Annotated in this window: 20 protein-coding genes; 7 read left to right on the forward strand and 13 right to left on the reverse strand. The window is 66.3% G+C overall.

Annotation, left to right across the window (positions count from 1 at the left end):
• Positions 1 to 91 precede the first annotated feature (91 nt).
• From BTJ49_RS10245 to BTJ49_RS10255, 3 genes are all read right to left on the reverse strand, one after another.
• Positions 92 to 4,066, reverse strand: coding sequence for a YhdP family protein (locus BTJ49_RS10245; protein ID WP_168184712.1), 3,975 nt, complete (start codon positions 4,064 to 4,066; stop codon positions 92 to 94).
• Positions 4,067 to 4,111: 45 nt separating this feature from the next.
• Entirely contained in the window at positions 4,112 to 5,608 is a 1,497-nt protein-coding gene (gene rng, locus BTJ49_RS10250) for a ribonuclease G (protein ID WP_113065297.1), read from the reverse strand.
• 168 nt (positions 5,609 to 5,776) lie between these two features.
• Positions 5,777 to 6,355, reverse strand: coding sequence for a Maf family protein (locus tag BTJ49_RS10255; protein WP_113065298.1), 579 nt, complete (start codon positions 6,353 to 6,355; stop codon positions 5,777 to 5,779).
• Positions 6,356 to 6,439: 84 nt separating this feature from the next.
• Here BTJ49_RS10255 and BTJ49_RS10260 point away from each other — a divergent pair, with 84 nt between their 5' ends.
• Complete coding sequence (locus BTJ49_RS10260) at positions 6,440 to 6,691, forward strand: hypothetical protein (protein ID WP_113065299.1); 252 nt, start codon at positions 6,440 to 6,442, stop codon at positions 6,689 to 6,691.
• 23 nt (positions 6,692 to 6,714) lie between these two features.
• On the opposite strand, the gene rlmH is transcribed toward BTJ49_RS10260, so the two are convergent.
• The 10 genes from rlmH to BTJ49_RS10310 form a co-directional block, all read right to left on the reverse strand.
• On the reverse strand, positions 6,715 to 7,185 hold the full coding sequence (gene rlmH, locus BTJ49_RS10265; RefSeq protein ID WP_113065300.1) for a 23S rRNA (pseudouridine(1915)-N(3))-methyltransferase RlmH: 471 nt from the start codon (positions 7,183 to 7,185) through the stop codon (positions 6,715 to 6,717).
• Between the two features lie 125 nt (positions 7,186 to 7,310).
• Positions 7,311 to 7,682, reverse strand: a complete 372-nt coding sequence (gene rsfS / locus BTJ49_RS10270; RefSeq protein WP_240601811.1) for a ribosome silencing factor — start codon at positions 7,680 to 7,682, stop codon at positions 7,311 to 7,313.
• Positions 7,683 to 7,815: 133 nt separating this feature from the next.
• Positions 7,816 to 8,451 (reverse strand): nicotinate-nucleotide adenylyltransferase, encoded by a 636-nt coding sequence (nadD, locus tag BTJ49_RS10275; protein WP_113065302.1) that lies wholly within the window; start codon positions 8,449 to 8,451, stop codon positions 7,816 to 7,818.
• The gene (holA, locus tag BTJ49_RS10280; protein WP_113065303.1) at positions 8,448 to 9,464 is read right to left on the reverse strand and encodes a DNA polymerase III subunit delta; all 1,017 of its coding nucleotides are present in this window, start codon (positions 9,462 to 9,464) and stop codon (positions 8,448 to 8,450) included. Before holA ends, nadD begins: the two co-directional genes overlap by 4 nt.
• A gap of 11 nt (positions 9,465 to 9,475) precedes the next feature.
• Positions 9,476 to 10,042 (reverse strand): LPS assembly lipoprotein LptE, encoded by a 567-nt coding sequence (gene lptE, locus BTJ49_RS10285; protein ID WP_113065304.1) that lies wholly within the window; start codon positions 10,040 to 10,042, stop codon positions 9,476 to 9,478.
• A gap of 2 nt (positions 10,043 to 10,044) precedes the next feature.
• A complete protein-coding gene (gene leuS, locus BTJ49_RS10290) occupies positions 10,045 to 12,765 on the reverse strand; it encodes a leucine--tRNA ligase (protein ID WP_113065305.1) in 2,721 nt (906 codons plus the stop codon).
• 184 nt (positions 12,766 to 12,949) lie between these two features.
• Positions 12,950 to 13,555, reverse strand: a complete 606-nt coding sequence (locus tag BTJ49_RS10295; protein WP_113065306.1) for a PqiC family protein — start codon at positions 13,553 to 13,555, stop codon at positions 12,950 to 12,952.
• Positions 13,552 to 15,243: an MlaD family protein gene (locus BTJ49_RS10300; protein ID WP_113065307.1), complete on the reverse strand. Its 1,692-nt coding sequence runs from the start codon at positions 15,241 to 15,243 to the stop codon at positions 13,552 to 13,554. Before BTJ49_RS10300 ends, BTJ49_RS10295 begins: the two co-directional genes overlap by 4 nt.
• A complete protein-coding gene (locus BTJ49_RS10305; protein WP_113065308.1) occupies positions 15,230 to 15,889 on the reverse strand; it encodes a paraquat-inducible protein A in 660 nt (219 codons plus the stop codon). Before BTJ49_RS10305 ends, BTJ49_RS10300 begins: the two co-directional genes overlap by 14 nt.
• Positions 15,886 to 16,500: a paraquat-inducible protein A gene (locus BTJ49_RS10310; RefSeq protein ID WP_113065390.1), complete on the reverse strand. Its 615-nt coding sequence runs from the start codon at positions 16,498 to 16,500 to the stop codon at positions 15,886 to 15,888. Before BTJ49_RS10310 ends, BTJ49_RS10305 begins: the two co-directional genes overlap by 4 nt.
• A 135-nt stretch (positions 16,501 to 16,635) precedes the next feature.
• Here BTJ49_RS10310 and trxA point away from each other — a divergent pair, with 135 nt between their 5' ends.
• The 6 genes from trxA (at position 16,636) to BTJ49_RS10340 (ending at position 24,624) form a co-directional block, all read left to right on the forward strand.
• Positions 16,636 to 17,508 (forward strand): thioredoxin, encoded by an 873-nt coding sequence (gene trxA, locus BTJ49_RS10315; protein WP_113065309.1) that lies wholly within the window; start codon positions 16,636 to 16,638, stop codon positions 17,506 to 17,508.
• Positions 17,509 to 17,656: 148 nt separating this feature from the next.
• Entirely contained in the window at positions 17,657 to 18,145 is a 489-nt protein-coding gene (locus tag BTJ49_RS10320) for a DUF4442 domain-containing protein (RefSeq protein ID WP_113065310.1), read from the forward strand.
• 109 nt (positions 18,146 to 18,254) lie between these two features.
• Positions 18,255 to 18,941 (forward strand): DUF502 domain-containing protein, encoded by a 687-nt coding sequence (locus tag BTJ49_RS10325; RefSeq protein WP_113065391.1) that lies wholly within the window; start codon positions 18,255 to 18,257, stop codon positions 18,939 to 18,941.
• Positions 18,942 to 19,109: 168 nt separating this feature from the next.
• The gene (locus tag BTJ49_RS10330; RefSeq protein WP_113065311.1) at positions 19,110 to 21,239 is read left to right on the forward strand and encodes a M13-type metalloendopeptidase; all 2,130 of its coding nucleotides are present in this window, start codon (positions 19,110 to 19,112) and stop codon (positions 21,237 to 21,239) included.
• 418 nt (positions 21,240 to 21,657) lie between these two features.
• Positions 21,658 to 23,931, forward strand: coding sequence for a catecholate siderophore receptor Fiu (locus tag BTJ49_RS10335; protein WP_343125528.1), 2,274 nt, complete (start codon positions 21,658 to 21,660; stop codon positions 23,929 to 23,931).
• Between the two features lie 15 nt (positions 23,932 to 23,946).
• Entirely contained in the window at positions 23,947 to 24,624 is a 678-nt protein-coding gene (locus BTJ49_RS10340; protein WP_113065313.1) for a Fe2+-dependent dioxygenase, read from the forward strand.
• Positions 24,625 to 24,748: the final 124 nt, after the last annotated feature.

The raw sequence follows: 24,748 nt of genomic DNA on the forward strand, positions 1-24,748 counted from the left end.
TCCGTGCGTAAAGGTACAGATCAGATGGGGGCGATGTTCGCCGCGCGAAAGACCATTGTAGTCCGCAAGACGGCGCTGGCCACCCTGCGGCTTAGCGCCGACCAGCGCTGGTTGCCGATGCAGGGACGGATGGAGAGGAGCCCGATGCTGCAGGCCGGGATGATGCACTCGCGCCATCCGAAACGGCCGGAGCAGCTGTGCCGGGCTCCGAAACAGCCGACGCAGAGGACGACCTGGCCGGAACCGCTCGTGCTGCGGTCTTCTCGAGCAAGGTGATCTTCGGCTTGTCCCAGCTCCCGGTGAGACTGTAGCGCGCACTGGCGGCCTTGTTCAGCCCTCGTCCCAGCAGCCCCTGCACGGCCAACCCCGCGGCTGCGCCGACGGGACCGCCGGCCAGCGCACCGACCACCGGCAGGCTGTTGCCAATATGCGGCACCACCAGAATGCGCTGGTCATAGGTCTTGTCGCGCAGGTTCGTCGCGCCGGTGATGCGGATGTCGGCGGCAGGTCCCTTCAGTTGCAGGTCGTCGGTTCGCGCGAAACCATCGGCCAGCCGGAAACGTCCCTTGATCGAATCGAAACCGAACCCCTTGCCGAAGACATCGCCGAAATCCAGCGAGAGGCGACGCGGCAACTCGGTCAGCGCCATCAGTCCGAACAAACGGCCGACCCCGGGCTGCACCTCCGGGATGCGCCCTTTGCTGACTTCCACATCGAGCGTGCCATCCATGCGCTGCAACGCCAGCGAGGATGGTTCACCCGGCCATGTCGCCTGCAGATGGGCGCGTGTGCGACCGCCCTCGAACAATCCGCCGAACCCCAGCGCGTTGAGCAGACTGCCCAGATTCTCGGCACCGAAATCGATGGTCATGTTCGTGTGGCTGTTCGTGGCGCTACCCACCCAGTCGCCGCTGCCCATGATCTGCACGTCGCTGTTATGCGTGCGCAACTGGTCGATGTGCATGCCCTTGGCCGTCGGCCAGCTCTCAAAGCGCGCGTCGCCCAGGTGCGCCTTGCCCAACCGCAGATCGCCGACCGAAACGTGCAGCGGCGGCACCTCGGCCGGCGCGATGCCGGTATCGGCGTAGTTCACACTCGGCGGGGCCACGCTGGCCGCCGAAGCCGGCGCGGCCGCCTGCGTCGAAGCCGCAGCGTTCGTCGCCGATTCGTCGGGCCAGTACAGGCGATCCAGCCGCGCCAGCACACCGCGCTTGGCCAGATCGCTCGTCGGCAATGTCAGGCTGCCCTTGGCCTGCGGACCGTCCACCTGCATCAGGATCTGCCCGGTCTGCGGCGTCAGGCGCAGACGCAGGTCGTCGAAAGTCGCGCCGAACACGCGCGCATGCGTGGCGGTGACATCCACACTGTCCAGCGAAGGACCGCCCTGCCCGTCCTGGCCGCGCGCAGCGAGCGCACGCTGCAGCCAGCCGGACACGTCCAGATCATCGCCATGCCCGCGCACCCGTATGCCGCTGCTCGGCAAGGTCGTCGGCTGCGTGGCGCCGAGCGCGACCGAGAGCGCGAGCGGGCCGCCGTCGTCGGTGGGCAACTTGGCCCAGGCCTGCGCCTTGTCGCCGAGCGACACGCGCAGATCGCCCCCGCTGAGCGGCAGGCGCAGATTCAAATCCAACGGCAGCGTCGCCTGCGCCGGCTTGTTCAACGGCGCCGGCAAGTCCAACGCCACGCCCTGCAGCGAGGACTCGACATGCAGCGTCTGGCGCATGTCCTGGGCATCCGTCCGGGCAATGTCGAAACCGATATCGAAGTCGGCGTCGCCCTTGGCCACGTCTGCCAGTTCCTGCAGGGACGGCCGCCCCTGCACCAGTGTGGCGATGTCGTAATGACCGTGCATAGTCACGCTGACCGGCCGCGACGGATCGCCCGTCGCACCACTGCCGAGCGCGAGATCCAGCCGCGAAGGCACACCGTTGAATTGTGCCTGCAGCCCACGCCCGCGAAGTCCGTGACCATCGAAACGCAACGCTCCGGTCAGCTTGCCCAGGCGCAGGCCCCAATCGGGGTTGTTCACATCCACACCGCGGATGCGCGCGGTGCCGGCGAGCGTGAAGTCCTTGGCGGTATCGAACGGCAGCACCAGGCTGAAATCGAAATCGCCGCGACCACCCAGCTTCAGCTGCTTGAGCGCCGAGGCCTGCTCGGACGCGATCGGACTGTTGCGGGCAAAGTCCAGCATGCTGGCTCCGCTACCCGACCCCTCGACGCTGAGCACCAGCTCGGCATCGCTGAACTGCGGAATCGAGGCCACGGCGACCCCGACCTTGTTGCCACGCGACTGGCCCGCATCCGCGCGCACCAGCATGCCGTCGTCGACGAAGCTGGCGATGGCGTGTACGCCCTCCGCACGCGGCCACTTGTCGTTGTAGCGCAGAACCAGATCGCGAATGTCGCCGCGCGCCTCGAAGCGCCCTTCGTGATGATGGAAGGGCCAGTCCTTCAGGTCGCCGCGAAGAACCGCCTCGGCATGCGTCAGCTGCCCGGAAACCAGCGAGCTATCCAGCCACTTCACGGTGCCCGCCGGCATCGCGTTGACCGGCCAGAACTGCTTGGCGGCCGGGATGGCGGTCTTGCCCAGCGCCACATACAGATCCACGAACGGTTTGCCGCCCGCATGCGGGATCTGCACCTCGCCGCGCGCCTGCCCCCCGAACCCCGGCCCAGCGAACGTGAACTTGCCCGTCCCCACGTGCCAGGCGCGTTCGCTGCGCCAGATCGCCACATCGCCCTGCAACCGCTGGAAATCGATCGGTTTGCGGAAGGTTCCCGGCATGCGCAGCGTGGCATGCTGCGCCGGAAGCTCGAGCAGCAGCGCCTCCGCGTCACCGAACAGCCGTCCGCGCAAGGGGCCGATGCCCGGCTTGCCGCTCCCCGGAGCCAGCGTCAATGCCGAGAAACCCGCATCGACGGCCTGGATCCCGCCACCGGCCGTCCAGCGCAGCGTCGCCGCGTCGACCATGCCGGCCGGGTGCGCGGCAAGCAACCACTTCGCCAGCGAGGGCGGCAAGGATGGCACTTGCGCGACCAGCGGCAGCAGGGTCGCCAACTCGAGCTTCTGCGCTCGCGCACGTACCGTGCGCGCCGAGCCGGTTCCGTCCACCAGAATGCGTGCTGCCGCACCATCCGCCCCGGCATAGCGGATGCGCATGCCGTCGGCGTCGCGGTCGAAGCCGAACAATCCCTGCACGTGCGCCAGCCGCGTGCGCCCCGCCGGACCGTGCATGTCCAGACCGCGCAGATTCACCCGCGCGGTCTGCGACACGACACGCGCATGCTTCCACTGCAACCAAAACTGCAAGCTGCCGCGACCGGCGCTCACACCGTAACCGCCGACCTCCACGCCGGACATCAGCGAGCCCAGATCGACCTTGTCACCGCCGACATAGACCGTGCCGCTGTCCGCATCGAGATCCATGCGCCCGACCACGCCCAGCCCGGACCCGACGCCGAGGCGCCGCACCCGTCCGGCGAAACGCAGCGACTGCCCGTTGTTGCTGACCCGCAGTGCGTCCGACCGCAGATGCCAGTCGCGCTGCGTACGCGCATCGTGGATTTTCATCTGCAGGCGATCCAGCGACAGACTGCCCGGCAGCTGCCCGAGATCGAGCTTCTGCTGCGCACCGGCGCCTTCGGCGGAGCCGAAACCCGCTACGCTCCAGACGCCATCCGCGCCGCGGTTCAGATCCAACCGCACATCGACCAGCCGCAGGTTGACCAGACGGCGACCGGGAATCAGCAAGGCGCCGAAATCCAGTTTCACATCGGCGACGGGCAGGCGCAGCGGCACGCCATGGCGACCGCCGATACGCACATCGTGCAGCACCAGAAGAGGGCCGGAGGCCTGCCAGTGCCCCTCCATCGAGGCGAACCGCACCGGCTGGTGCAGCCGTTCGCTCAGCATCGTGGCCACCCGGTCCGGGTACCTCGCCGCCAGCGGCAGCAGCACCTGCACCAACCCGATCAGCACAGCCAGTGCGATCAGCCCGATACAGATCAGACCTCCGATCACGAAACGCAGCCGGCGCAAGCGTTGCCGCCAGGTCTTGTTCACCGTGCACCTACCTGCCGTTTCGGGCACGGATGCACTGGCGAGCGCTCAGAGCAGAACCACATCGAACCGTTCCTGCGCGTAGTGATCCTCGGCCTGGAAAGTGATCGTCTTGCCGATGAACTCTTCCAGCTCGGCGACGCCGACCGACTCTTCTTCCAGAATGCGGTCGACCACGACCGGACTGGCCAGCACCATCAGTTTCTCGGCATCGAACTGGCGCACGGCGCGGGTGATCTCGCGGAAGATCTCGTAGGTCACCGTCTCCGGCGTCTTCAGCGTGCCACGGCCGCCGCAGGCAGGGCACGGCTCGCACAGCTGGTATTCCAGACTCTTGGTGGTGCGCTTGCGCGTCATCTCCACCAGCCCCAGCGCCGACATCGGATACACCGTGGTCTTGGCATGGTCGCGCGCCAGCGCCTTCTCCAGCGTGCGCAGTACCTGTCGCTTGTGCTCCTCGTCGACCATGTCGATGAAGTCGATGATGATGATGCCGCCAAGATTGCGCAGCCGCAGCTGGCGCGCCGCAGCCTGCGCGGCTTCCAGGTTGGTGCGGTAGACCGTCTCTTCCAGATTGCGCGAACCGAGGTAGGCACCGGTGTTGACGTCAATGGTGGTCATCGCCTCGGTCTGGTCGACCACCAGGTGACCGCCGGACTTCAGCGGCACCTCGCGACGCAGAGCGCGCTGGATCTCGTCCTCGGCACCGTACAGGTCGAAGATCGGCCGTTCGCCGTCGTAGTGTTCGATGCGCTCGTCCAGTTCGGGCATGAACTTGTGCACGAACTTGCAGACCTTGTCGTAGGTCTCGCGCGAATCCACGCGCACCTTCTCGATGCCCTCGTGCAGCAGGTCGCGCAACGCGCGCAGCGGCAGCGAGAGCTCCTCGTAGACGCGCTCACCAACCTTGCTGCTGGCGATGTTCTCCTGCACCACACGCCAGACCTTGCCCAGGTAGGTCACGTCAAAGGCCAACGCTGTCGCGGACTGGCCCTCGGCATTGGTGCGCACGATGTAGCCCAGCGGATCTTCGCCGATCAGGCTGCCGAGAGTCTCCTTCAGGCGCTGCCGTTCGTCCTCGTCCTCGATGCGCACCGACACGCCCAGGGTCTTGGCATAGGGCAGCAACACCAGATAGCGCGAGGGAATCGAAAGGTGCGCGGAAAGACGCGCACCCTTGCTGCTGATGGGATCGCGGATGACCTGCACCACGATCTCCTGGCCCTCGTGAACCAGACCGGAAATGGGCGGCGTGCCGCCGTTGCCGTTGCTCTGCGCAGGCGCGCCGTCACCGTTGCCATTTCCGGCAGAAACCGCCGGACGCACAATGTCCGAAGCGTGCAGGAATGCCGCCCGCTCCAGCCCGATGTCGACAAACGCCGCCTGCATGCCGGGCATGACGCGCTGCACGCGCCCCTTGTAGACATTGCCGACATACCCGCGGCGCGACGCGCGCTCCAGGTACACCTCCTGCATCATGCCGTTTTCGACCACCGCCACCCGGGTCTCCCGGGGCGTGACGTTGATCAGAATCTCTTCACTCACCGACTCAACTCCCTCCGTGATGCATCGTTATAGCCGGTGCATATGGAACCTGTCGACGCATGCGCGCCTTCGCCGGCCGAGAGCGCGAAACAACGCACGTCCCGCCTCCGATGATGCCTGCGATACCTATTCAGACCCCTTTCGCGGAATACGGTTCCGATGCTGCGCTCATGCACGTCCGGACGCCCACAGGCCCGCCGCACTCAACATCACCGCTGTTTCGTGCAGCGGTAGACCCATCACCGCCGAATAGCTTCCGGAGAGATATTCAACATAGGCCGCAGCACGCCCCTGAATGGCGTAACCACCTGCTTTACCGAAAGATTCACCAGTCTCGACGTAGGCATCGATCTCCTTTTCGGACATGCTCGCCAGTCGCACATGAGAGATACAGGTCGCCGATTCCTCGCGCTCGGCATGCACCAGCCAGACACTGGAAATCACGCGATGCGTGACGCCGGCCAGGCGCTTCAGCATGCCGCACGCCTGCGCAGGCGTCTCGGGCTTCCCGAACACCTCATCGCCGAGCACGACCTCGGTATCCGAACCCAGCACCCAGGCATCGTCCTCATCGAGTGCATCCCGCCCCGCGCAGGCTTTGTCGCGCGCCACACGGCGCACGTAGTCCTCGGGTGACTCATGATCGGCGCGCACTTCGGGCACATCGACCCGGACAACGCGGAACGTCGCGCCGATCTGTTCGAGCAGCTGCCGTCGACGCGGTGATTGGGAAGCCAGATAAAGCATCCGGTCAGCATACTGAGCGCGGCGCATGCACACCAGAAAGAACTGCTAATCTTCAGGCTGGGGAGTGAAAAGAGGTCATTGGGGATGCGCATTCCGGAAAAAACCGTCCTGGGAGTCAGCGGTGCACTGCTGATCCTGTCCACCGCCCAGAACCTTGTCGGCCTGCTCGACGGCGCCACCACGGCGAAGATCCACGCGCTGGCCGCGGCACAGACACACGATTCCGGCGCGTTCGTGTTCGGCTATGAGAGCGGCCTCGGACTGATTGTCCTGGTCAAGCTTCTGTGCGGCGCGGCATTGCTCGCCCTGTTGCTGCGACGCACTCGCGAGCACTGACGCCCACCCGACCGCCATATCGATCAGGCGCGATGATACGGGTGCCCTGCAGCGATCATCGCCGCCCGATAGAGCTGTTCAACCAGCACCAGCCGCACCAGCATGTGCGGCAACGTCAACGCTCCCAGCGACCAACGCTGGTCGGCACGCTCCAGCACCGCCGGGGCATGGCCGTCGGGGCCGCCGATCAGGAACGCCAGATCGCGTCCGCTCATGCGCCAGTCCGCCAGGCGCTCGGCCAGCTGCTCGCTGGACCAGACCTTTCCGCGCCCGTCGAGAGCCACCACATGCGTGTCGCGCGGCAACGCCGCCAGCACCGCCTTGGCCTCGTCCTCCATGGCCCGCTGCACGTCGCGCCCCTTGCCACGCGCGCCAGGCCGGATCTCGACCAGCTCCAGGGGCAGCTCGCGCGAGAGCCGCTTGGCGTATTCGGCAAATCCCTCGCTCACCCATGAGGGCATGCGCTCGCCGACGGAAATGATGCGTGTATGCATGGGCGCGTCCCGGAATGCGGGTCAAGACGGCAGAGCGGATGCCAGGCATCCGCTCCGGGACCGCGGCAGCGCGCGCCGCAGCCGTTCGCGCACGTGCGGCGCACCGCGCCGCCGTGCATCTTCGCTCAGTCGGCCTGGCGCTGCGCCTCGGGCGCTTCGGGCGCTTCGTCGTCATCCTCGAGGCCGTCACCGACCGTCCACAGGCGTTCCAGCCCGTAGAATTCGCGGATGCGCGGCAGCATGACGTGGATGATGATGTCGCCTAGATCGACCAGCACCCATTCGGCTTCGTCCTGTCCTTCCACGCCGAGCGGCAGCACGCCCGCCTGCTTGGCGAACTTGACCACTTCATCGGCGATGGACTTGACGTGCCGGCTGGACGTGCCGGAAGCGATGATCAGCAGGTCGGCGATGGAGGTCTTGCCGCGAACGTCGATCTCGACGACATCCTTGGCCTTGAGATCCTCCAGCGCGGCAACGACGCGGTTGCGCAGCAGCTGATCGGAGGGGTGGGCGGAAACGGTGGCTTGAGCGGATGGTTGGCTTGCAGACAAGTGGTTTACACCTCGGTCAGACGCGCCGGCCGGCGCGTTCGCCCGCAGTATACCGCCAGCCGCGGACAACCGTGTTTCAGTCGCGATAGACGTTCAGGAGCGCCGGATCGCGCAGCAGCGCTTCCGGCAGCAGATAGCGCGGCACGCGACCGGAGGCCAATTGCGCTCGAATGGCGCTGGCGGAGATGTCCAGCGCGGTCACGGGTACATCAATCACGAAGCCCTGTGGGGCGTCGCGCAGACGTTCGCGGTCCTGGATGCGTCGCGGCTCCACGGCTTCACGCAGCGCCGCGCTGTGCTCGGAACGCAGGCCCGGACGCGTCAGGACACCGATATGCGCCAGCTCGAACAGCTGCTTCCAGCGGTCCCAGCGGTCCAGTCCGGCGAAGGCATCGGCCCCCACCAGCAACACCAGCGACCGCTGCGCGCCCAGCTCGGCGCGCAGATCACGCAGGGTGTCGACACTGTAGGACGGCCCCTCGCGCTGCAATTCGCGCGTATCGATGCACAGCCGATCCTGGCCTTCCAGCGCGGCGCGCAGCAAAGCCTCGCGCTGTGCGGCGCTGGCGCGGGTCGGGGGACGATGCGGAGGTACCCGCGCCGGCATCATGCGCACGTCGGCATCCAGGTACTCGGCCGCTTCCCACGCCGCACGCAGGTGACCCAGATGCACCGGATCGAAGGTGCCGCCGAAGATCGCGACCGGCTTCATGCGCTCGCCAGCGCTCGCGCACCGCGCGGATCGGCGATGCGCGCGACCAGCCGCTGCATCTCGCGCCACGGGTCGCCACCCTCGCGCCCCTTGCTCATGCGGTCGATCCGGGCCGCCTGGGCCAGGCAAGCCTGCCAGTGCTCGCGTGGAGCACGCCGAAGCGCCTGTCGGAATAGCTGTTCGCGCGCCTGCCACAGACGCTCGGCGCGAGCCTGCGCGGCAAAATCCGGGGCTGTAGCCAACCGCAATGCGATCTGCAGCTGGCTGACCAGCCAGCCCAGCATCGGAATCAGCTCCTCGCCCTCGGCCTGCAGTCCGCGCATCACGCGCAGCGCTCGGGCCGCATCGCCGCCGAAGGCGGCATCGCTGAGCCGGAAGATATCGTAGCGCGCGCTGTCGGCAACCAGACTCTCCATGGTCGCGGCATCCATGCGCCCACCGCTGTGCAGCAGCGCCAGTTTGTCGACCTCCTGCGCCGCGGCAAGCAGATTGCCCTCGACGCGCTCGGCCAACAGGGACAGTGCCGCCGTTTCGGCCTGAATGCCGTACCGAGCCAGGCGCGCGCCGATCCAGGCCGGCATCTCGTGCGGCCGCGGCGGCCAGAACACGACCTGCACGCCAGCCTTGTCCAGCGCCTTGCTCCACGCACCCTCGTGCTTCTTCGACCAGGTCACGCAGGTCACCAGCAGCACCGTGTCCGGCGGAGGGTTTTCGCAATAGGCGGTCAGCGCCTTGCTGCCGTCGCGTCCGGGCTTGCCGGTGGGCAGACGCAGGTCGAGCATGCGTCGACTGGCAAACAGCGACATGCCGGCTCCGGCGCGTGCCAGATCGTCCCAGTCGAACCCGGACTCGACGCTCAGCACTTCCCGTTCCGTGTAGCCGAGTTCACGCGCCCGGGCGCGCAGCGCATCAGCCGCTTCCAGCACCAACATCTCTTCGCCCACCAGCAGGTAGACCGGCTGCAGGGTGTCGGCCTTGAGCTGTTGCGGCCAGCGGGCGGCGGGTACGGGCATGCGGTGCGGAATCAGTTCACGGCGGACGCCGCGCCGGCCGGCATGGCCGACGCCGACGCGGCAGGGACGGCAGCGGTCGCGCGCTCAGCCGCGGCGCGCAGATGGAACTGCACGGCCTGCACGGCGTCGCTGACCAGACTGCTGCGTATCTCCTCGGTCTGCGCCTCGGTCCCGATCGGCTGTCTCGCATCGTAGGTGAACTCGCGCGAGAGCCGGATCGTCTGCAGCGGCACCAGCACCCTGCCCTGGCTGTCAGTTACATTGAAACGCACCTCGTAGCGCACGGCGTACTCGCCCACGCGCGCTCGGCCCGTGAACGTCAGCGCATTGCGGCGAAAACGCGCGACCGGCACCCGGAATTCGGCCACGCCGGGGCCGGACTCGTCGACCAGCGTCGCCCCCGCGCTCTCCAGTGTGCGCGCCAGTTCGCGCTGCAGGTCACCGCTGCCGTTCACGGTCAAGTGGATCTTGCCCATGCCCGGCGGCAGCTGCGCGCCGCGGCGCAGATGGAAACCGCACGCACTCAGCAGGAGCAATACTCCGGCACACAGGGAAACACGCAACCAGCGCTTGTCCATCTTCAGCCCACCACGATGTTGACGATCTTGCCGGGCACGACGATCACCTTGCGCACGGTCTTGCCCTCAGTGAAGGCTTGCACACCCGGCAGGTCCTGCGCCAGTCGCTCGATGTCTTCGCGCGACGCATCCACCGCCACGTCGATCGTGCCGCGCAGCTTGCCGTTGACCTGCACCGCCATCGTCACGGCATCACGCTTGAGCGCGTCCTCGTCGACCTGCGGCCAGGGCTGATCCTCGATCAGCGATTCCGGCTGCCCCAGCAACTGCCACAGCGCGTGGCTGGTATGCGGCGTAATCGGATTGAGCAGCAGCACCATCGCCTGTAGCGCCTCGCCGCGCACGGCGCGTCCCTGCTCGCTGTCGTCGTCGAACTTGTTGACGTGGTTGAGCAGTTCCATCAGCGCGGCGATGGCCGTGTTGAAGCTCTGGCGGCGACCGTAGTCGTCGCCGACCTTGCGGATGGTCTCGTGCGTCAGGCGGCGGAGTTCCTTCTGCGCGCGATCCAGCGATGCCGGATCAACGGCCACCGTGGCGCCCTGCCCGGCATGCGCCGCGACCTCGCGCCAGAACCGGCGCAGGAAGCGTGCCATGCCCTCGACGCCGGCCTCGTTCCATTCCAGCGACTGCTCTGGCGGCGCGGCGAACATCGAGAACAGGCGCACGGTGTCGGCGCCGTACTTGTCGATCATCACCTGCGGATCGACGCCGTTGTTCTTCGACTTCGACATCTTCTCGATGCCGCCGATGGTCACCGGCTCGCCGTCGCTTTTCAGCACCGCGCCACTGACGTGGCCCTTCTCGTCGCGCTGCACCTCGACCTCGGCCGGGTTGAACCACAGCTTCGAACCGTCGTCCTGCTCGCGATAGAACGTCTCGGCGACAACCATGCCCTGGCACAGCAACCGCTTGGCCGGCTCGTCCGAATGCACCAGCCCGGTGTCGCGCATCAGCTTGTGATAGAAGCGGAAGTACAGCAGATGCAGAATGGCGTGCTCGATGCCGCCGATGTACTGATCCACCGGCAGCCAGTAATCGGCGCGCTCGTCGACCTGGGTGGCAGCGCCTGGACTGGTGTAGCGCGCGTAGTACCAGCTCGATTCCATGAAGGTGTCGAACGTGTCGGTCTCGCGCTCGGCCGGACCACCGCACTTCGGGCACGTCGTCTTGCGCCAGTCCGGATCGGACTTGATCGGCGACTTCACGCCGGTGAAGGCGACATCTTCCGGCAACCGCACCGGCAACTGGTCTTCGGGCACCGGGACCACGTCGCAAGTTGGGCAGTACACGATAGGAATCGGGCAGCCCCAGTAGCGCTGGCGACTGACGCCCCAATCGCGCAGACGCCAGTTGACCTTGCGCGCACCGCGGCCGTCGGCTTCCAGTTTCGCCGCGATGGCGTCGAAGGCGCCCTGGAAATTCAGTCCATCGAAATCGCCGGAGTTGACCAGCGTGCCGTGCTCGGTGAACGCCTCGACCTCGAGCACGCGATGCTCGAACGCTTCCACCACGCGCACGGCAGTGCTGGCGTCGTAGGCATCGGTGTGGGTGCCGCGCAGGGCATTGCGCAACGGATCGGCGCCGACGCCGGCGGCCAGATCGTGCTGGAGTTCCTTCAGGGCGTCGACCACGCCGCCGTCGACCACCACCATCTTGATCGGCAGCCCGTACTGCTGCGCGAACTCGTGATCGCGTTCGTCATGACCGGGCACCGCCATCACCGCGCCGGTGCCGTAGCCCATCAGCACGAAGTTGGCGACCCAGATCGGCAGCTTCTCGCCGGTCAGCGGATGCACGACCTCCAGGCCGGTATCCATGCCGCGCTTTTCCTGCGTCTCCAGCTCGGCCTCGGAGGTGCCGCCCTGGCGGCAGATCTCGATGAATTCGGCCAACTTGGCGTTGTCCTTTGCCGCCTGCATCGCCAGCGGATGCTCGGCGGCGACGGCGACGTAGGTCGCGCCCATCAAGGTGTCGGGGCGCGTGGTGAAAACAGTCAGGGAGTCGTCGCCGCCGGCCACGTCGAAACGGATCTCCAGCCCCTCGGAGCGGCCAATCCAGTTGCGCTGCATGGTCTTGACCGCATCCGGCCAGCCTTCCAGCGTGTCCAGGCCGTCCAGCAACTCCTGCGCGTAGTCGGTGATCTTCAGGAACCACTGCGGAATCTCGCGCTTCTCGACCAGCGCGCCGGTGCGCCAGCCGCGGCCGTCGATGACCTGCTCGTTGGCCAGCACGGTCTGATCGACCGGGTCCCAGTTCACCACCGAATTCTTGCGGTAGGCCAGACCCTTCTCGAACAGGCGCACGAACATGCGCTGCTCGTGCACGTAGTAGTCCGGATCGCAGGTGGCGAACTCGCGCGACCAGTCGTAGGCAAAGCCCATGCGTGCGAACTGCCCCTTCATGTGGGCAATGTTGGAACGGGTCCATTTCGCCGGCGCGGTCTTGTGCTTGATCGCGGCGTTCTCGGCCGGCAGTCCGAACGCGTCCCAGCCCATCGGCTGCAGCACGTTGCGGCCCTGCATGCGCTGGAAGCGACTGATGACGTCGCCGATGGTGTAGTTGCGCACATGCCCCATGTGCAGCGCACCGGACGGATACGGCAGCATCGAGAGGCAGTAGAACTTCTCTTTCGAGGCGTCCTCGCTCACCTCGAAGGCGTGCGTGCGGTTCCAGAAGTCCTGAGCGGCGGTTTCCACCGCCTGCGGTTCGTAGGTGTCGGACATACCGTTGATCTTCGAAAAAGGCGGCGCGCAGCGGACTGCGACAGGACCGTGCAGCGTACCGCAGCGCCCTGGGAGCGCCAAGCCTGTCGGTGCGTGCAGCGCCTCGCCATGCGCTTTTCGGCACGCCCTCGGAACCCGGAATCAGGTGCGCGGTTCGCGTCCCGGGATCACGGCGGCAAGCGCGTTACTGCGGACAATCCGGCACGCCGCCCGCGGCCAGTGCGCGCACGGCACCGGCGATGCGGTCGGACAGGGCCGCCAAGGCCTGCTGGTGGCCATGCACCAGCGCGGCGTAGCCGTCGGCGACCGGCTCCTTCAGCGAGCTGCTGCAGCTGAGCGTTTCGCCGTGCCCACCGCGTTCGCGCACGCTCCAGGCAGCGTCGATCTGGGCGTACCGCCCGACCACGGACTCGAAACGGCGCACATCCACCTTGATGCGGTAGACCTTGCCGGTATCCGCCTGCGGCAGACCGTGGACGTCCACAGCATCGAGATCGCGCGCCAACCGATCGGAAACCGCCGCGCGAATCTGATCGCCCAGCGGACCGATCCACTGCTCACCCTCGAGCAGGGCTACCCGATCATCGCTCTGCCGCACCACCATCTGCGGCTGGTCGATCTGGGCCGGAATGGTGACCGGCAGCACGGCGACCCGGTAGTCCGCAGGCGTAACGACGGACTTCGCCGTCGTCTGCGGCACCAGCGTGTAGAACTGCGTCGGCGCCGAGGCGCATGCCGTCAGAAGCAGCAGCACGGCGACACCGGGCAAATGGCGCATGCGCAGACTCATGGCTGTTTCTCCTTGTTCGTCGGCGCCAGATTCGTCGGCGCGGGCGGCGCTTCCGGCGGCGGCGCGTTATTGCGCTTGCCGCGCAGCAGCGCCTCGGGGTGACGCCCCAGGTAGTCGGTCAGCACGCGCAGCGAGCGCGCCGCGCGCTGCACCTGCAGCAGGGTCTGGCCCAGGTTCTGCTGCAGCGGCGAATCGCCGGACAAGCTTCCATCCAGCGAACGCAGTGTGGTCTGCGCCTGCTTCAGCGTCTCGCTCGCCTGCGGCGCCAGCTTGCCGTTGAACTGCTTCAGCAGCGCATCGATGCCCTGCAGGCTCTGATCCAGATGCTGACCGATGCGATCGAACGGCACCTTGTCCAGGCGATCGGCGATGTGCGCGACCTGCTCCTGGATGCGGTCGAAGCTGCCCGGCACCGTGGGCACGCGCAGCGGCCGCTGCTTCGGATCGAGCACCTTGCGCGCCTCGTTGGGGAAGAAGTCCAGCGCCACGTAGAGCTGCCCGGTGAGCAGATTGCCGCTGCGCAGCTGCGCGCGCAGTCCGTGCTTGACCAACACCGCCAGCCCCAGCCCGGGATTCTTCTCGTACGCATCGCCGATGCGCTTGGCGAACTGCTCGTGGGCGCGGCCCAGACGCTGCGGATAGATCACCGCCGTGACATCGACCGGGAAGCGCTTCTTCACCGGATCGTATTCGACGCTGATGCGCTTGACCTCACCGAGCGAAATCCCCTCGAAATCGACCGGCGCTCCCTTGGACAGGCCGCGCACCGACTGGTGGAAGCGCATGTGCAGCCACAGCGGAGGTCCGTCCGGCGGCTGCATCGCCTTGTCACGCGTGTCGAACAATTCGAAGCGGGTTCCCGCCACGGCACGTTCGCTGTGGCGGATGTACCCCGGCGCCTGGAAGGCGATGCCGCCGGCGACCACCGTGGCCAGGGACTCGGTGTTGACCTTCAGCCCGCCCGCGTCGACGGCGACGTTGACGCCGCTGGCGTTCCAGAAACGGCTCTCTTTGCTCACGTAGCGATCGTACGGCGCATCGATGAACACCTGCAGCTGCACACCCTTGCCGTCCTCGTCGAGGCGGTAGCTGACCACCCGTCCGACCTGGATGCGTCGGAAGTACACCGGCGAACCGATGTCCAGCGACCCCAGATCGTCGCTGTTCAGCGTGAACGTGCTGCCCGGCTCGCCGTGCGTCAGCGGCGGCGGCGTCTCCAGCCCCTTGAATCTCCGGCGATCGTCGTGCCGCTTGCCATTTTCGGTGTCGGCGCCGATGTAGGCACCGGACAGCAGCGTGCTCAATCCAGACACGCCGCCCAGCCCGACCCGCGGCCGGACCACCCAGAAGCGGCTGCCTTCGCTGGCGAAATAGTCGTAGCGCTTTTCCAGATCCACGTGCACCAGGACGGTGCTGCGGTCCTGGCTTAGCGTCACGGTGTGGACCTTGCCGATCACCACATTCTTGAACTTGACCTCGGTCTTGCCGGGTTCGATGCCCTCGGCGGTCTTGAAGCTGATGGTGATCGCCGGACCTTCCGACAAGTAGGCGTGCACCACCAGCGACAGACCGATCACCGCGGCCACCACCGGCACCAGCCAGATCAGCGGCAGCTGCCAGCGCCGACGCCGGGCGATTTCCGGGGACGGCAGATGCTCGGAGTCCCCGTACGGCTCACGCTCGGTCATGCTCGGCTTCCTGTGATTTCTTTTCGTCTTCGGTCACGGCGTGGTCCCAGATCAACCGCGGGTCGAAACTCATCGAGGCCAGCATGGTAAGCACAACCACCAAGCCGAAGTACACCACGCCCGGCCCCGGGTCGACCTGGGTCAGCTGGAAGCGCACCAGCGCCACCAGCAGCGTGACCACGAACACGTCCAGCATCGACCAGTATCCGATGCCCTCGACCAGCCGGAACAGATGCGCCCGCCCGCGCGTGCGCCAGGCCTTGCGGCGCTGCACGCTGATCAGCAACACCAGCAGTGCGGCGAACTTCAGCAGCGGCACCATGATCGAGGCCACGAACACGATCACCGCCAGATCCCACGACCCGGCACGCCACAGTTCGGCCACACCGCTGAGAATGGTGTTGCTCTCTTTCCCGAACAGCGAGCCGGTGAGCATGATCGGCAGCACGTTGGCCGGAATGTAGAGGATCATCGCCGCGATCAGTAGCGCCCAGCAGCGCGCCAGGCTGTTCGGCTTGCGCCGATGCAGGCGCGCGCCGCACCGCGCGCAGCAGATGTCTCCATGCACGTGCTGGCAGAGCTGCCCGCAACAGTGGCAGGCGATGATGCCCAGCTCGCCGGCCGTGGGAATGTGCGCCTCGCTCATCCGCAGCACTCCCGTTTCAGCACCCAGATGCGGCGCACGTCGAACGACGCGACCAGCGCCAGGAGCACCGTCAGGGCCGCGAATGCCCAGATACCCGGCTGCAGGACCACCTCGAAGATGTCGCCCACTTTCACCACGGCGACCAGCGTTCCCAGCATGAACACCTCGATCATGCTCCACGGGCGAATCGCATGCAGCATGCGCATGATGTGGATGAAACCCGGCGGACGCCGTCCCACACGGAGGAAGCCCAGCACCCAGGCGAACAGCAGCACCTGCATCATCGGAAAGAAGAACAGCATCAGCGCGGCCAGCACCGACACCACGCCGATGCCGTCGTGCCAGGTCGTGATGATGGCCTTCCACAGCGTGGCCGAACTGGTATGCCCGTTCAGCTCCAGGGTCACGATCGGCCAGATGTTGGCGATCAGGAACGTGATCGCCGCCGCCAGCGCCAGCGCGAACATGCTGTCCAGACTCAGCCATGGCCGGCGATACAGCACCGCCTGGCAGCGCACGCAGCGCGCGACCTCGCCCCGCTCGAGATCGTGCTTGCGGTGCACGGCATCGCAATGCTCGCAGATCACCAGTGTGTGAACGGCCGAATCCATGCCGCGATTATCCAACAAGCGCATGCGCGCTGCGCTGAACACATGGCGTATGCATCGCCATCCGCCGATGCGTTACCTTGATGTAGGCCATTTTCGCCCCGATCTGTTGGCTCATCCCATTCTCCCGGAGCTCCCGTGAGCACGAACGCACACGTTTTCGACGTCACCCCAGACAATTTCGAGACCGAAGTCCTGCAGGCATCCTCGCAGACACCGATCCTGATCGACTTCTGGGCCACCTGGTGCGGCCCGTGCAAGGCGCTGGGGCCGTTGCTGGAGAAACTCGCCGCCGAATACAACGGCGCCTTCCGGCTGGCCAAGATCGACGTCGACGCCAACCAGGAACTGGCGGCCATGTTCGGCATCCGCAGCGTGCCGACCGTGGCGTTGATCCAGGACGGCCGCCCGGTCGACGGTTTCGCCGGCGCGCTGCCGGAAGGCCAGCTGCGCGAATTCCTGTCCAAGCATGTCGAGCCGGCCTCGCTGATCGAGACCCCGGATGACTTGGATAGCGACGCGCCGGAGGGCACAACCGAATCCGCCGCCGACGCCGTGCAGCGCATCCGTGCCGAGATGGCCGCGCGTCCCGACGACGAGAGCCTGAAGCTCGATCTCGCCCTGGCGCAGCTGCGCGCCGGCGATTTCGACGCGGCGCGTGCCGCGCTCGACGCCCTGCCCGCCAACCTCGCCACCGACGACCGCACTGCCAGGCTTCGTGGCCAGTTGCAGTTGGCCGAGGCTCTCGACGACGCCCCGGATGCCGACGCCCTGCGCCAGCGCATCGAAGCCGATCCCGAGGACTGGTCGGCACGCGACCTGCTGGGCGTACGCCTGACGCTGGGCGACGCGCCGGCCGAAGGCCTCGACCAGTTTCTGCACATCCTTCGACATCAGCGCGACTGGAACGAGGGTCTGGCACGCCAGCGTCTGCTGGCCGCGTTCCAGATTCTCGAGGACAGCGCACTGGTCGGCGACTATCGCCGGCGCATGGCTTCGATCCTGTTCTGAAGCCTCACGCCCGCACGCGCCGCGCACAGGCACGGCGCGTGATGACTCCATGCCATCCAGCCAGCCCCTTCGCACAGATCGAAGCCAAGGTGACAAGAAACCATACGCAAGGGTATGGTGAGCATTCCTTTACGCCTGATCGATCCGCATGCGCGCCCGCACTCTTCGTCACCTGCTCAACTTCTGGCCCCCGTTCCTGTTCAACGGCATCCGCGTGCGCGAAGTGAGCGAAGACTGGAGCGAGGCGCGGGTCACGCTGAAACTGCGTCCGTGGAACCGCAACTATGTCGGCACCCAGTTCGGCGGCAACCTGTTCGCCATGACCGATCCGTTCTGGATGCTGCTGACGATGCACCGCCTGGGCCGCGACTACTACGTGTGGGACAAGGCCGGCGCCATCGACTTCGTCGCACCCGGACGCAGCGACGTGCATGCCCACTTCCGGCTGCACCCGGACACCGTCGAGGCATTGCGTACCGAAGCCGCGGACGGCAGCAAGGTGCTGCGATGGTTCGAAGTGGATGTCACGGACAACGACGGCGAACTGGTGGCGCGGGTGCGCAAGCAACTGTACGTTCGCCGCAAACCGCACGCGCGCCGAGCCGCATCGGACGCGACGACACCCGACCAGCCTTGAAGTACGCCGCATGCGACCGCTTCGCGCACACTGTCCGGGCACTCAGGCATGCTCCTGCAAGCGTCGCTGATATGCCTACAATGGACCACCCTCGCGCCGAGTGCCGAAGATGCGTCCGCTGCGCTTCAAACGCTACCTGCTGACCGGTCTGCTGACCTTCCTGCCGCTGTGGGTGACCTGGCTGGTGTTCTCGTTCGTACTGGGCCTGCTGGCCAGCCTCGGCACGCCGCTGGTCAATGCCGTACTCAATGCGGTGGGCCTGGTCGCACCGCATCTCGCGCAGGCGCTGAACGTGCGCTGGATACTGAACATCCTCGCTCTGCTGCTCACGGTCGTCTCCCTGTATCTACTCGGCTTGCTGGCCAGCCGCGTGATCGGCCAGCGCATGCTCAGCGCCTTCGACACCCTGCTCGAACGCATTCCCCTGGTGCAGACCATCTACGGCGGCACCAAGAAGCTCATGAACGTGCTACAGACGCGCCCGGACCAGGTGCAGCGCGTGGTGCTGGTGGATTTCCCGCGCGAAGGCATGAAAGTGGTGGGTTTCGTCACCCGAGTCATGCGCGAGGAAGGCAGCAATCGCGAAATGGCGGCGGTATACATCCCGACCACGCCCAATCCCACCGGCGGCTACCTCGAAGTCGTGCCCGTCGACCAGCTCACGCCGACCGACTGGACCATGGATCAGGCCATGGCCTTCATCATCTCCGGCGGCGCCGTCGCGCCGGACACGCTGCCGGGTCTCTCGGATGCACAGAAGAAGGCCCGAAGCACCGTTCCGCCAAGCGTTTCCTGAGGCCTGAAACGACGGCCGCGCGCCGTGCACCCCTGACCTTCGACACTGTATGCTCACGTGACTTTTGCCCTAGTCTGGACAACAGGAATGCGTGCCACTGCGGGGGCATTGCGCACCGCATTCACCCTCGACTGTCCTACCCGCATTGATCCGGAGGAGAACCCCTAGATGAACAAGCACATGCTGAAACCGCTGGCGCTGGCCGTGAGCCTGACGCTGGCCGCCACCGCCTGCAGCAAGGGCGGCGACGACAGCGCCAAGAACGCCGCGCCCGCCAAGGCCTCGACCGCTGCGATGACGTCCAACGCGCCCGCCAGCGCCTCCACCGCCCCGGTATTCAACATCGCGGACCTGGACAAGAACATCAACGCCTGCACCGATTTCAACGGCTTCGTCAACGCGAAGTGGGTGAAGGCCAACCCGATCCCGGCCGACCAGACCTCCTGGGGTTCGTTCAACGAACTGCGCGAGAAGAGCCTGAAAGACCAGCACCAGCTGGTCGACGACGCCGCCAAGAATGCCGACAGCGCGCCGGCCGGTTCCATCGAGCAGAAGATCGGCTGGCTGTACAGCTCGGCCATGAACATGGACGCGCGCAACAAGGCCGGCTTCGATCCGATCAAGCCAGACCTGGCCTCGATCGACGCCATCCAGTCGCGCAAGGATCTTCAGCCGTGGCTGGACAAGGCCTTCGCCAAGGGTGACGGCCGCGTGTTCAGCTTCGGCTCCGACGCCGACTTCAAGAACGCCAAGCAGCAGATCGCATACACCTTCCAGAGCGGACTGGGCCTGCCGACACCGGCCTACTACACCAAGTCCGAGCACAAGGACGTCCGCGAAGCCTACGTCAAGTACCTGGGCAAGCTGTTCGAACTGACCGGCGACAAGCCGGCCGAGGCGAAGAAGCAGGCCGAACTGGCGATGAAGTTCGAGACCGACCTGGCCAAGCATTCGGTGCCGCGCGTCGAACTGCGCAACCCGAAGAACCAGTACCACTTCGTGTCCGTGGCCGAAGCCAACAAGGTCACGCCGCACTTCAACTGGAACACCTTCTTCAGCTCGCAGGGCGTGACCGTCGACAAGGGCTTCTCCCTGTCCCAGCCGAAGTTCTTCAAGGAATTCGATCACCTGCTGGCCACCGCCCCGATGAATGAGTGGAAGGCCTACCTGAAGGCGCACGCCATCTCCGGTGCCGCCAGCGCGCTGTCCGAACCGTTCGTCGACGCCCGTTTCGACTTCTACGGCAAGACCCTCAGCGGCCAGCCGCAGCAGCGTCCGCAGTGGAAGCGCTCGCTGAGCGCGGTCAACGGTTCCATGGGTCAGGCCCTGGGTCAGCTGTACGTGAAGAAGTACTTCCCGCCGGAAGCCAAGGAGCGCGCTGACCAGCTGGTGCACAACGTGCTGGCTGCCCTGAAGCACCGCATCCAGAACCTGGACTGGATGAGTCCTGAGACCAAGCAGAAAGCGCTGCAGAAACTGTCCATGATCCTGCCCAAGATCGGCTACCCCGAGAACTGGCGCAGCTGGGACGGCCTGAAAATCTCCAAGGACAACTACTACGCCAACCTCGAGGCGGCGCAGAAGTTCAACTACGACTACGACATCGCCAAGATCGGCAAGCCCACGGACCGCAAGGAATGGGGCATGACCCCGCAGACGGTCAACGCCTACTACAACCCGACCGACAACACGATCAACTTCCCGGCCGCGATCCTGCAGCCGCCGTTCTTCTACGCACACGGTGACGACGCGATCAACTATGGCGGCATCGGCGCGGTGATCGGTCACGAGTCCAGCCACGGCTTCGACGACCAGGGCAGCCAGTTCGATGGCAGCGGCAACCTGCACAACTGGTGGACCAAGGCCGACCGCAAAGCCTTCGACGCGCGTACCCACAAGCTGGTCCAGCAGTTCGATGGCTACGTGCCGCTGAAGGACCACCCGAAACTGCACGTCAACGGCAAGCTGACCCTGGGCGAGAACATCGCCGATCTGGGTGGCCTGAACATCGCCTACGACGCCCTGCAGATGGCGATGAAGAACCATCCGAAGGAAGCCAGCGAGAAGATCGACGGCTACACCGAAGACCAGCGCTTCTTCCTGAACTGGGCCCGCGTGTGGCGTGGCGAGATTCGTCCGAAGCGCCAGATGGTGCTGCTGAACGCCGATCCGCATGCGCCGATGAAGTTCCGTGCCATCGGTGCGCCGTCCAACATGCCGGCCTTCGCCAAGGCGTTCCAGTGCAAGCCCGGCGACAAGATGGTGCGTCCGGCCGACAAGCGCGTGAAGATCTGGTAAGACCCGCGTTCCGTGGCACTCCGCCACGGAATGCACTCAGGGCGCCGCATTCGTGCGGCGCCCTTTTTTGTGTCCAGACATGCGCCGTAGCCGCAGCCATCCGAGCGCAATCGCGCACAGCGCAGCCTGCGTCCTATCGCACAACCACATATTAATGTTGCGAATCATTCTCATTGCTACTATATTTTGCTTACGCAGGCGACGGCCCCACCGCTGCCCTGCCCCGAAACCAATCACCTGCCTGCTTCAGCCGGATGCGCTTGTGCGCATGCATGCCAACGTGCGGGCGCGGCGATCTCCTGCGCGAGTCGCCACGACAACAAGGATTTTCCGCATGGCTGTCATCAAGAGCCGTAAACACGCACGTTCCCAGTTCCACCCTGCCGCGCCCCGAAATACGCCGAACGGCATGACCTGCATGCTTGGCGCCCTCGCGCTCGGCCTGCCCGCCCTCAGCGTCGGCGCACACGCCGCGACGCCGAAAAAGACACACGCCGACGATGCCGCCGCCATCGCGCAGGCCAAGAAGCTCCCGGGCGTCTCGGTCCGGGCCTCGCTGCTGCCCGACTATCTGGTCGACAAATCCGCTTCGGACAAGTACACGCAGCCGCTCGTGGACACCACGCAGACGCTGCAGGTCATCTCCAGCGACCTGTTCAACCAGCAGGGCGCGACCACGCTCACCGACGTGCTGCGCAACAGCCCCGGCGTGGGCACGTTCTACGTCGGCGAGAACGGCAGCACGCAGACCGGCGATGCCATCTACATGCGCGGCTTCGACAGCTCCGGCAGCATCTTCGTCGATGGCGTGCGCGATCTCGGCGCGATCTCGCGGGATGTCTTCAACATCGACCAGGTCGAAGTGCTGAAAGGCCCGGCCGGCGCCGACAACGGCCGTACCGCGCCGACCGGCGCCATCAACATGATCACCAAGCAGCCGATGGCCGCCAACGCGACCGCTGCCTCGCTGAGCTACGGCAGCGGCGACCGCAAGCGCGCCACCGTGGACTGGAACCGCCAGACCGGCGAGCACAGCGCCTTCCGCCTGAACCTGATGGGCCAACGCAGCGGCGTGCCCGGCCGCGACCGCGTCGAGAACAACCGCTGGGGCTTCGCACCGTCGCTGGCCTTCGGCCTGGACACGCCGACCCGCGTCTACATCGACTACCTGCACGTGAAGCAGGACAACGTGCCCGACGGCGGCGTGTCGACCATCGGTCTGCCCGGCTACAGCAGCCCCGATCCGGCGCGCCCCGAACTGGCGAACGCGCCCAAGGTGGACCCGAGCAATTTCTACGGCACCACTGCCGATCATGACGACGTGCGGGCGGACATGTTCACCGTGCGTGTCGAGCACGACTTCGGCGACCGCGCGACGCTGCGCAACACCACGCGCTGGGGCCGCACACGCCAGGACTATCTGCTGTCCTCGTTCATGAGCCGTGCCGAGTACCTGGACACGCCCGATCTCGCCGCCCCGTCAACCTGGACCATGCGCCGATTGCCGAACTTCCAGCATCAGGAAAACGCCATCGCGACCAACCAGACGCACCTGACCTGGACGCTGCATACCGGCGCGATCGAGCACGACTTCAGCGCGGGCATCGAATTCACGCGCGAGGAACTGAGCACGGTGGCGCTGGGCGCGCTCGGCGACGGCAGCTGGCCCGCGGTCAGCGTGTACGATCCGAGTCCGTATGTCGGCACGCTCGACTACGGCGAAACCGGCGGCTGGAGCAAGGGTCGCACGGACACCGTGTCGGCCTATCTGTTCGACACCATGAAGTTCGGCCCGCGCTGGCAGCTCAACCTCGGCGCGCGTCTGGACCACTACACCACCGACTTCCACAGCGTCGCGCCCTGCGGCGGCCGGCGTGGCCCGGATTGTGGCGGATTGGCCGATGGCACGCCGACCACCGAACTCGATACGCGCCTGCAGGGCAACCTGCCGAACTGGAAGGTCGGCCTGCTGTACAAGCCGGCCGAGAACGGAAGCGTGTACGCCAACGTCGCCGTCTCGCAGCAGCCGCCGGGCGGCGATACCCTTGCACTCAGTTCGCGCCCGAACAATGCCGCCAACCCCGATTTCGATCCGCAGAAGGCGCATACCGTCGAACTGGGCACGAAATGGAACCTCATCGATGACCGCCTGCTGCTGACCGCAGCCGTCTACCGCACCGTGGTCACCAACCAGGTCGAACAGGACCCGGTCGACCTCCAGTACGTGCAGACCGGCCGCAAGCGCGTGCAGGGTGTGGAGCTGAGCGCGGTCGGCAAGCTCACCGAGAACTGGGCGATCAGCGCCGGCTTCACCACCATGGACGCCACCGTGACCCGCGGCGACGCCGTCGCCAACGACGGTTCCGACGATCTGGCCTACACGCCGACGCGCGCCTTCACCGCATGGACCACCTATCACCTGCCGTTCAATCTCACCCTCGGCGGCGGCGCACGCTACGCGGGTGCGCTCAAGCGCGGTCATGACGGCGCAGTCGGCACTCCGGAGTTCACCCGTTCCTACTGGGTGTTCGACGCCGTGGCCAGCTATCCGCTCAACCGGCACACGGACCTTCGCCTGAACGTGAACAATCTGCTCGACAAGCACTACGTCGCCGCCATCAACAAGAGCGGCTACCGCTACACGCCCGGCACGCCGCGCGCGGCGATGCTGACCGTCAACGTCCGCTTCTGACAGGAAGGCCGCGCCATGCTCATTCACATCCCCGGCCTTCTCACTCCCGACCAGGCGGTGTCTATGCGCCGTCGCCTGGAAGCCGCGGACTGGGCCGACGGTCGCGAGACCGTCGGCACGCAGGGCGCACAGGTCAAACGCAACCAGCAGCTGGCCGAGCATTCGCCACTGCGTCAGGAACTGGCGACCGAAGTCCTTCAGGCGCTCGGCCGCAGCCCACTGTTCCACGCCGCGGCCCTGCCGCATCGCATCCTGCCTCCGCGCTTCAACCGCTATGCCGGCGGCGGAACCTACGGCAACCACGTCGATGGCGCGGTGATGCGTCTGGACGACGGCACGCAGCTGCGCAGCGACATCGCCTGCACCCTGTTCCTAGACGAACCGGACCGCTACGACGGCGGCGAACTGATCGTCGGCGACACCTACGGCGAGCACGAAGTGAAACTGCCGGCCGGCGACATGATCGTGTACCCGGCCAGCAGCATTCACCGGGTCGCGCCGGTCACGCGCGGCGCCCGGCTGGCGGCGTTCTTCTGGGTACAGAGCCTGATCCGCGACGATCAGCGACGGCGCACGCTGCTGGAACTCGATACCGCCATCCAGACCCTCACGCACGAACAGGCCGACCGCGGCGCACTGGTACAGCTGACCGCCGTCTACCACAACCTGCTCCGCGCCTGGTCGGAGACCTGAGCGGAACGATTCACTGTATGCCGGAACAAACGGCAGATGGCTCACTCTCCCTGCGGTGCGTCGGACCTGGTTTCCGAAACTCCGGCCGCAAGGGCGGATCGTGACACTGTTTCAGGCCGCGGAA

The sequence above is a fragment of the Oleiagrimonas sp. MCCC 1A03011 genome, assembly GCF_003267965.1.
In the GTDB taxonomy this organism is placed as follows: domain Bacteria; phylum Pseudomonadota; class Gammaproteobacteria; order Xanthomonadales; family Rhodanobacteraceae; genus Oleiagrimonas; species Oleiagrimonas citrea.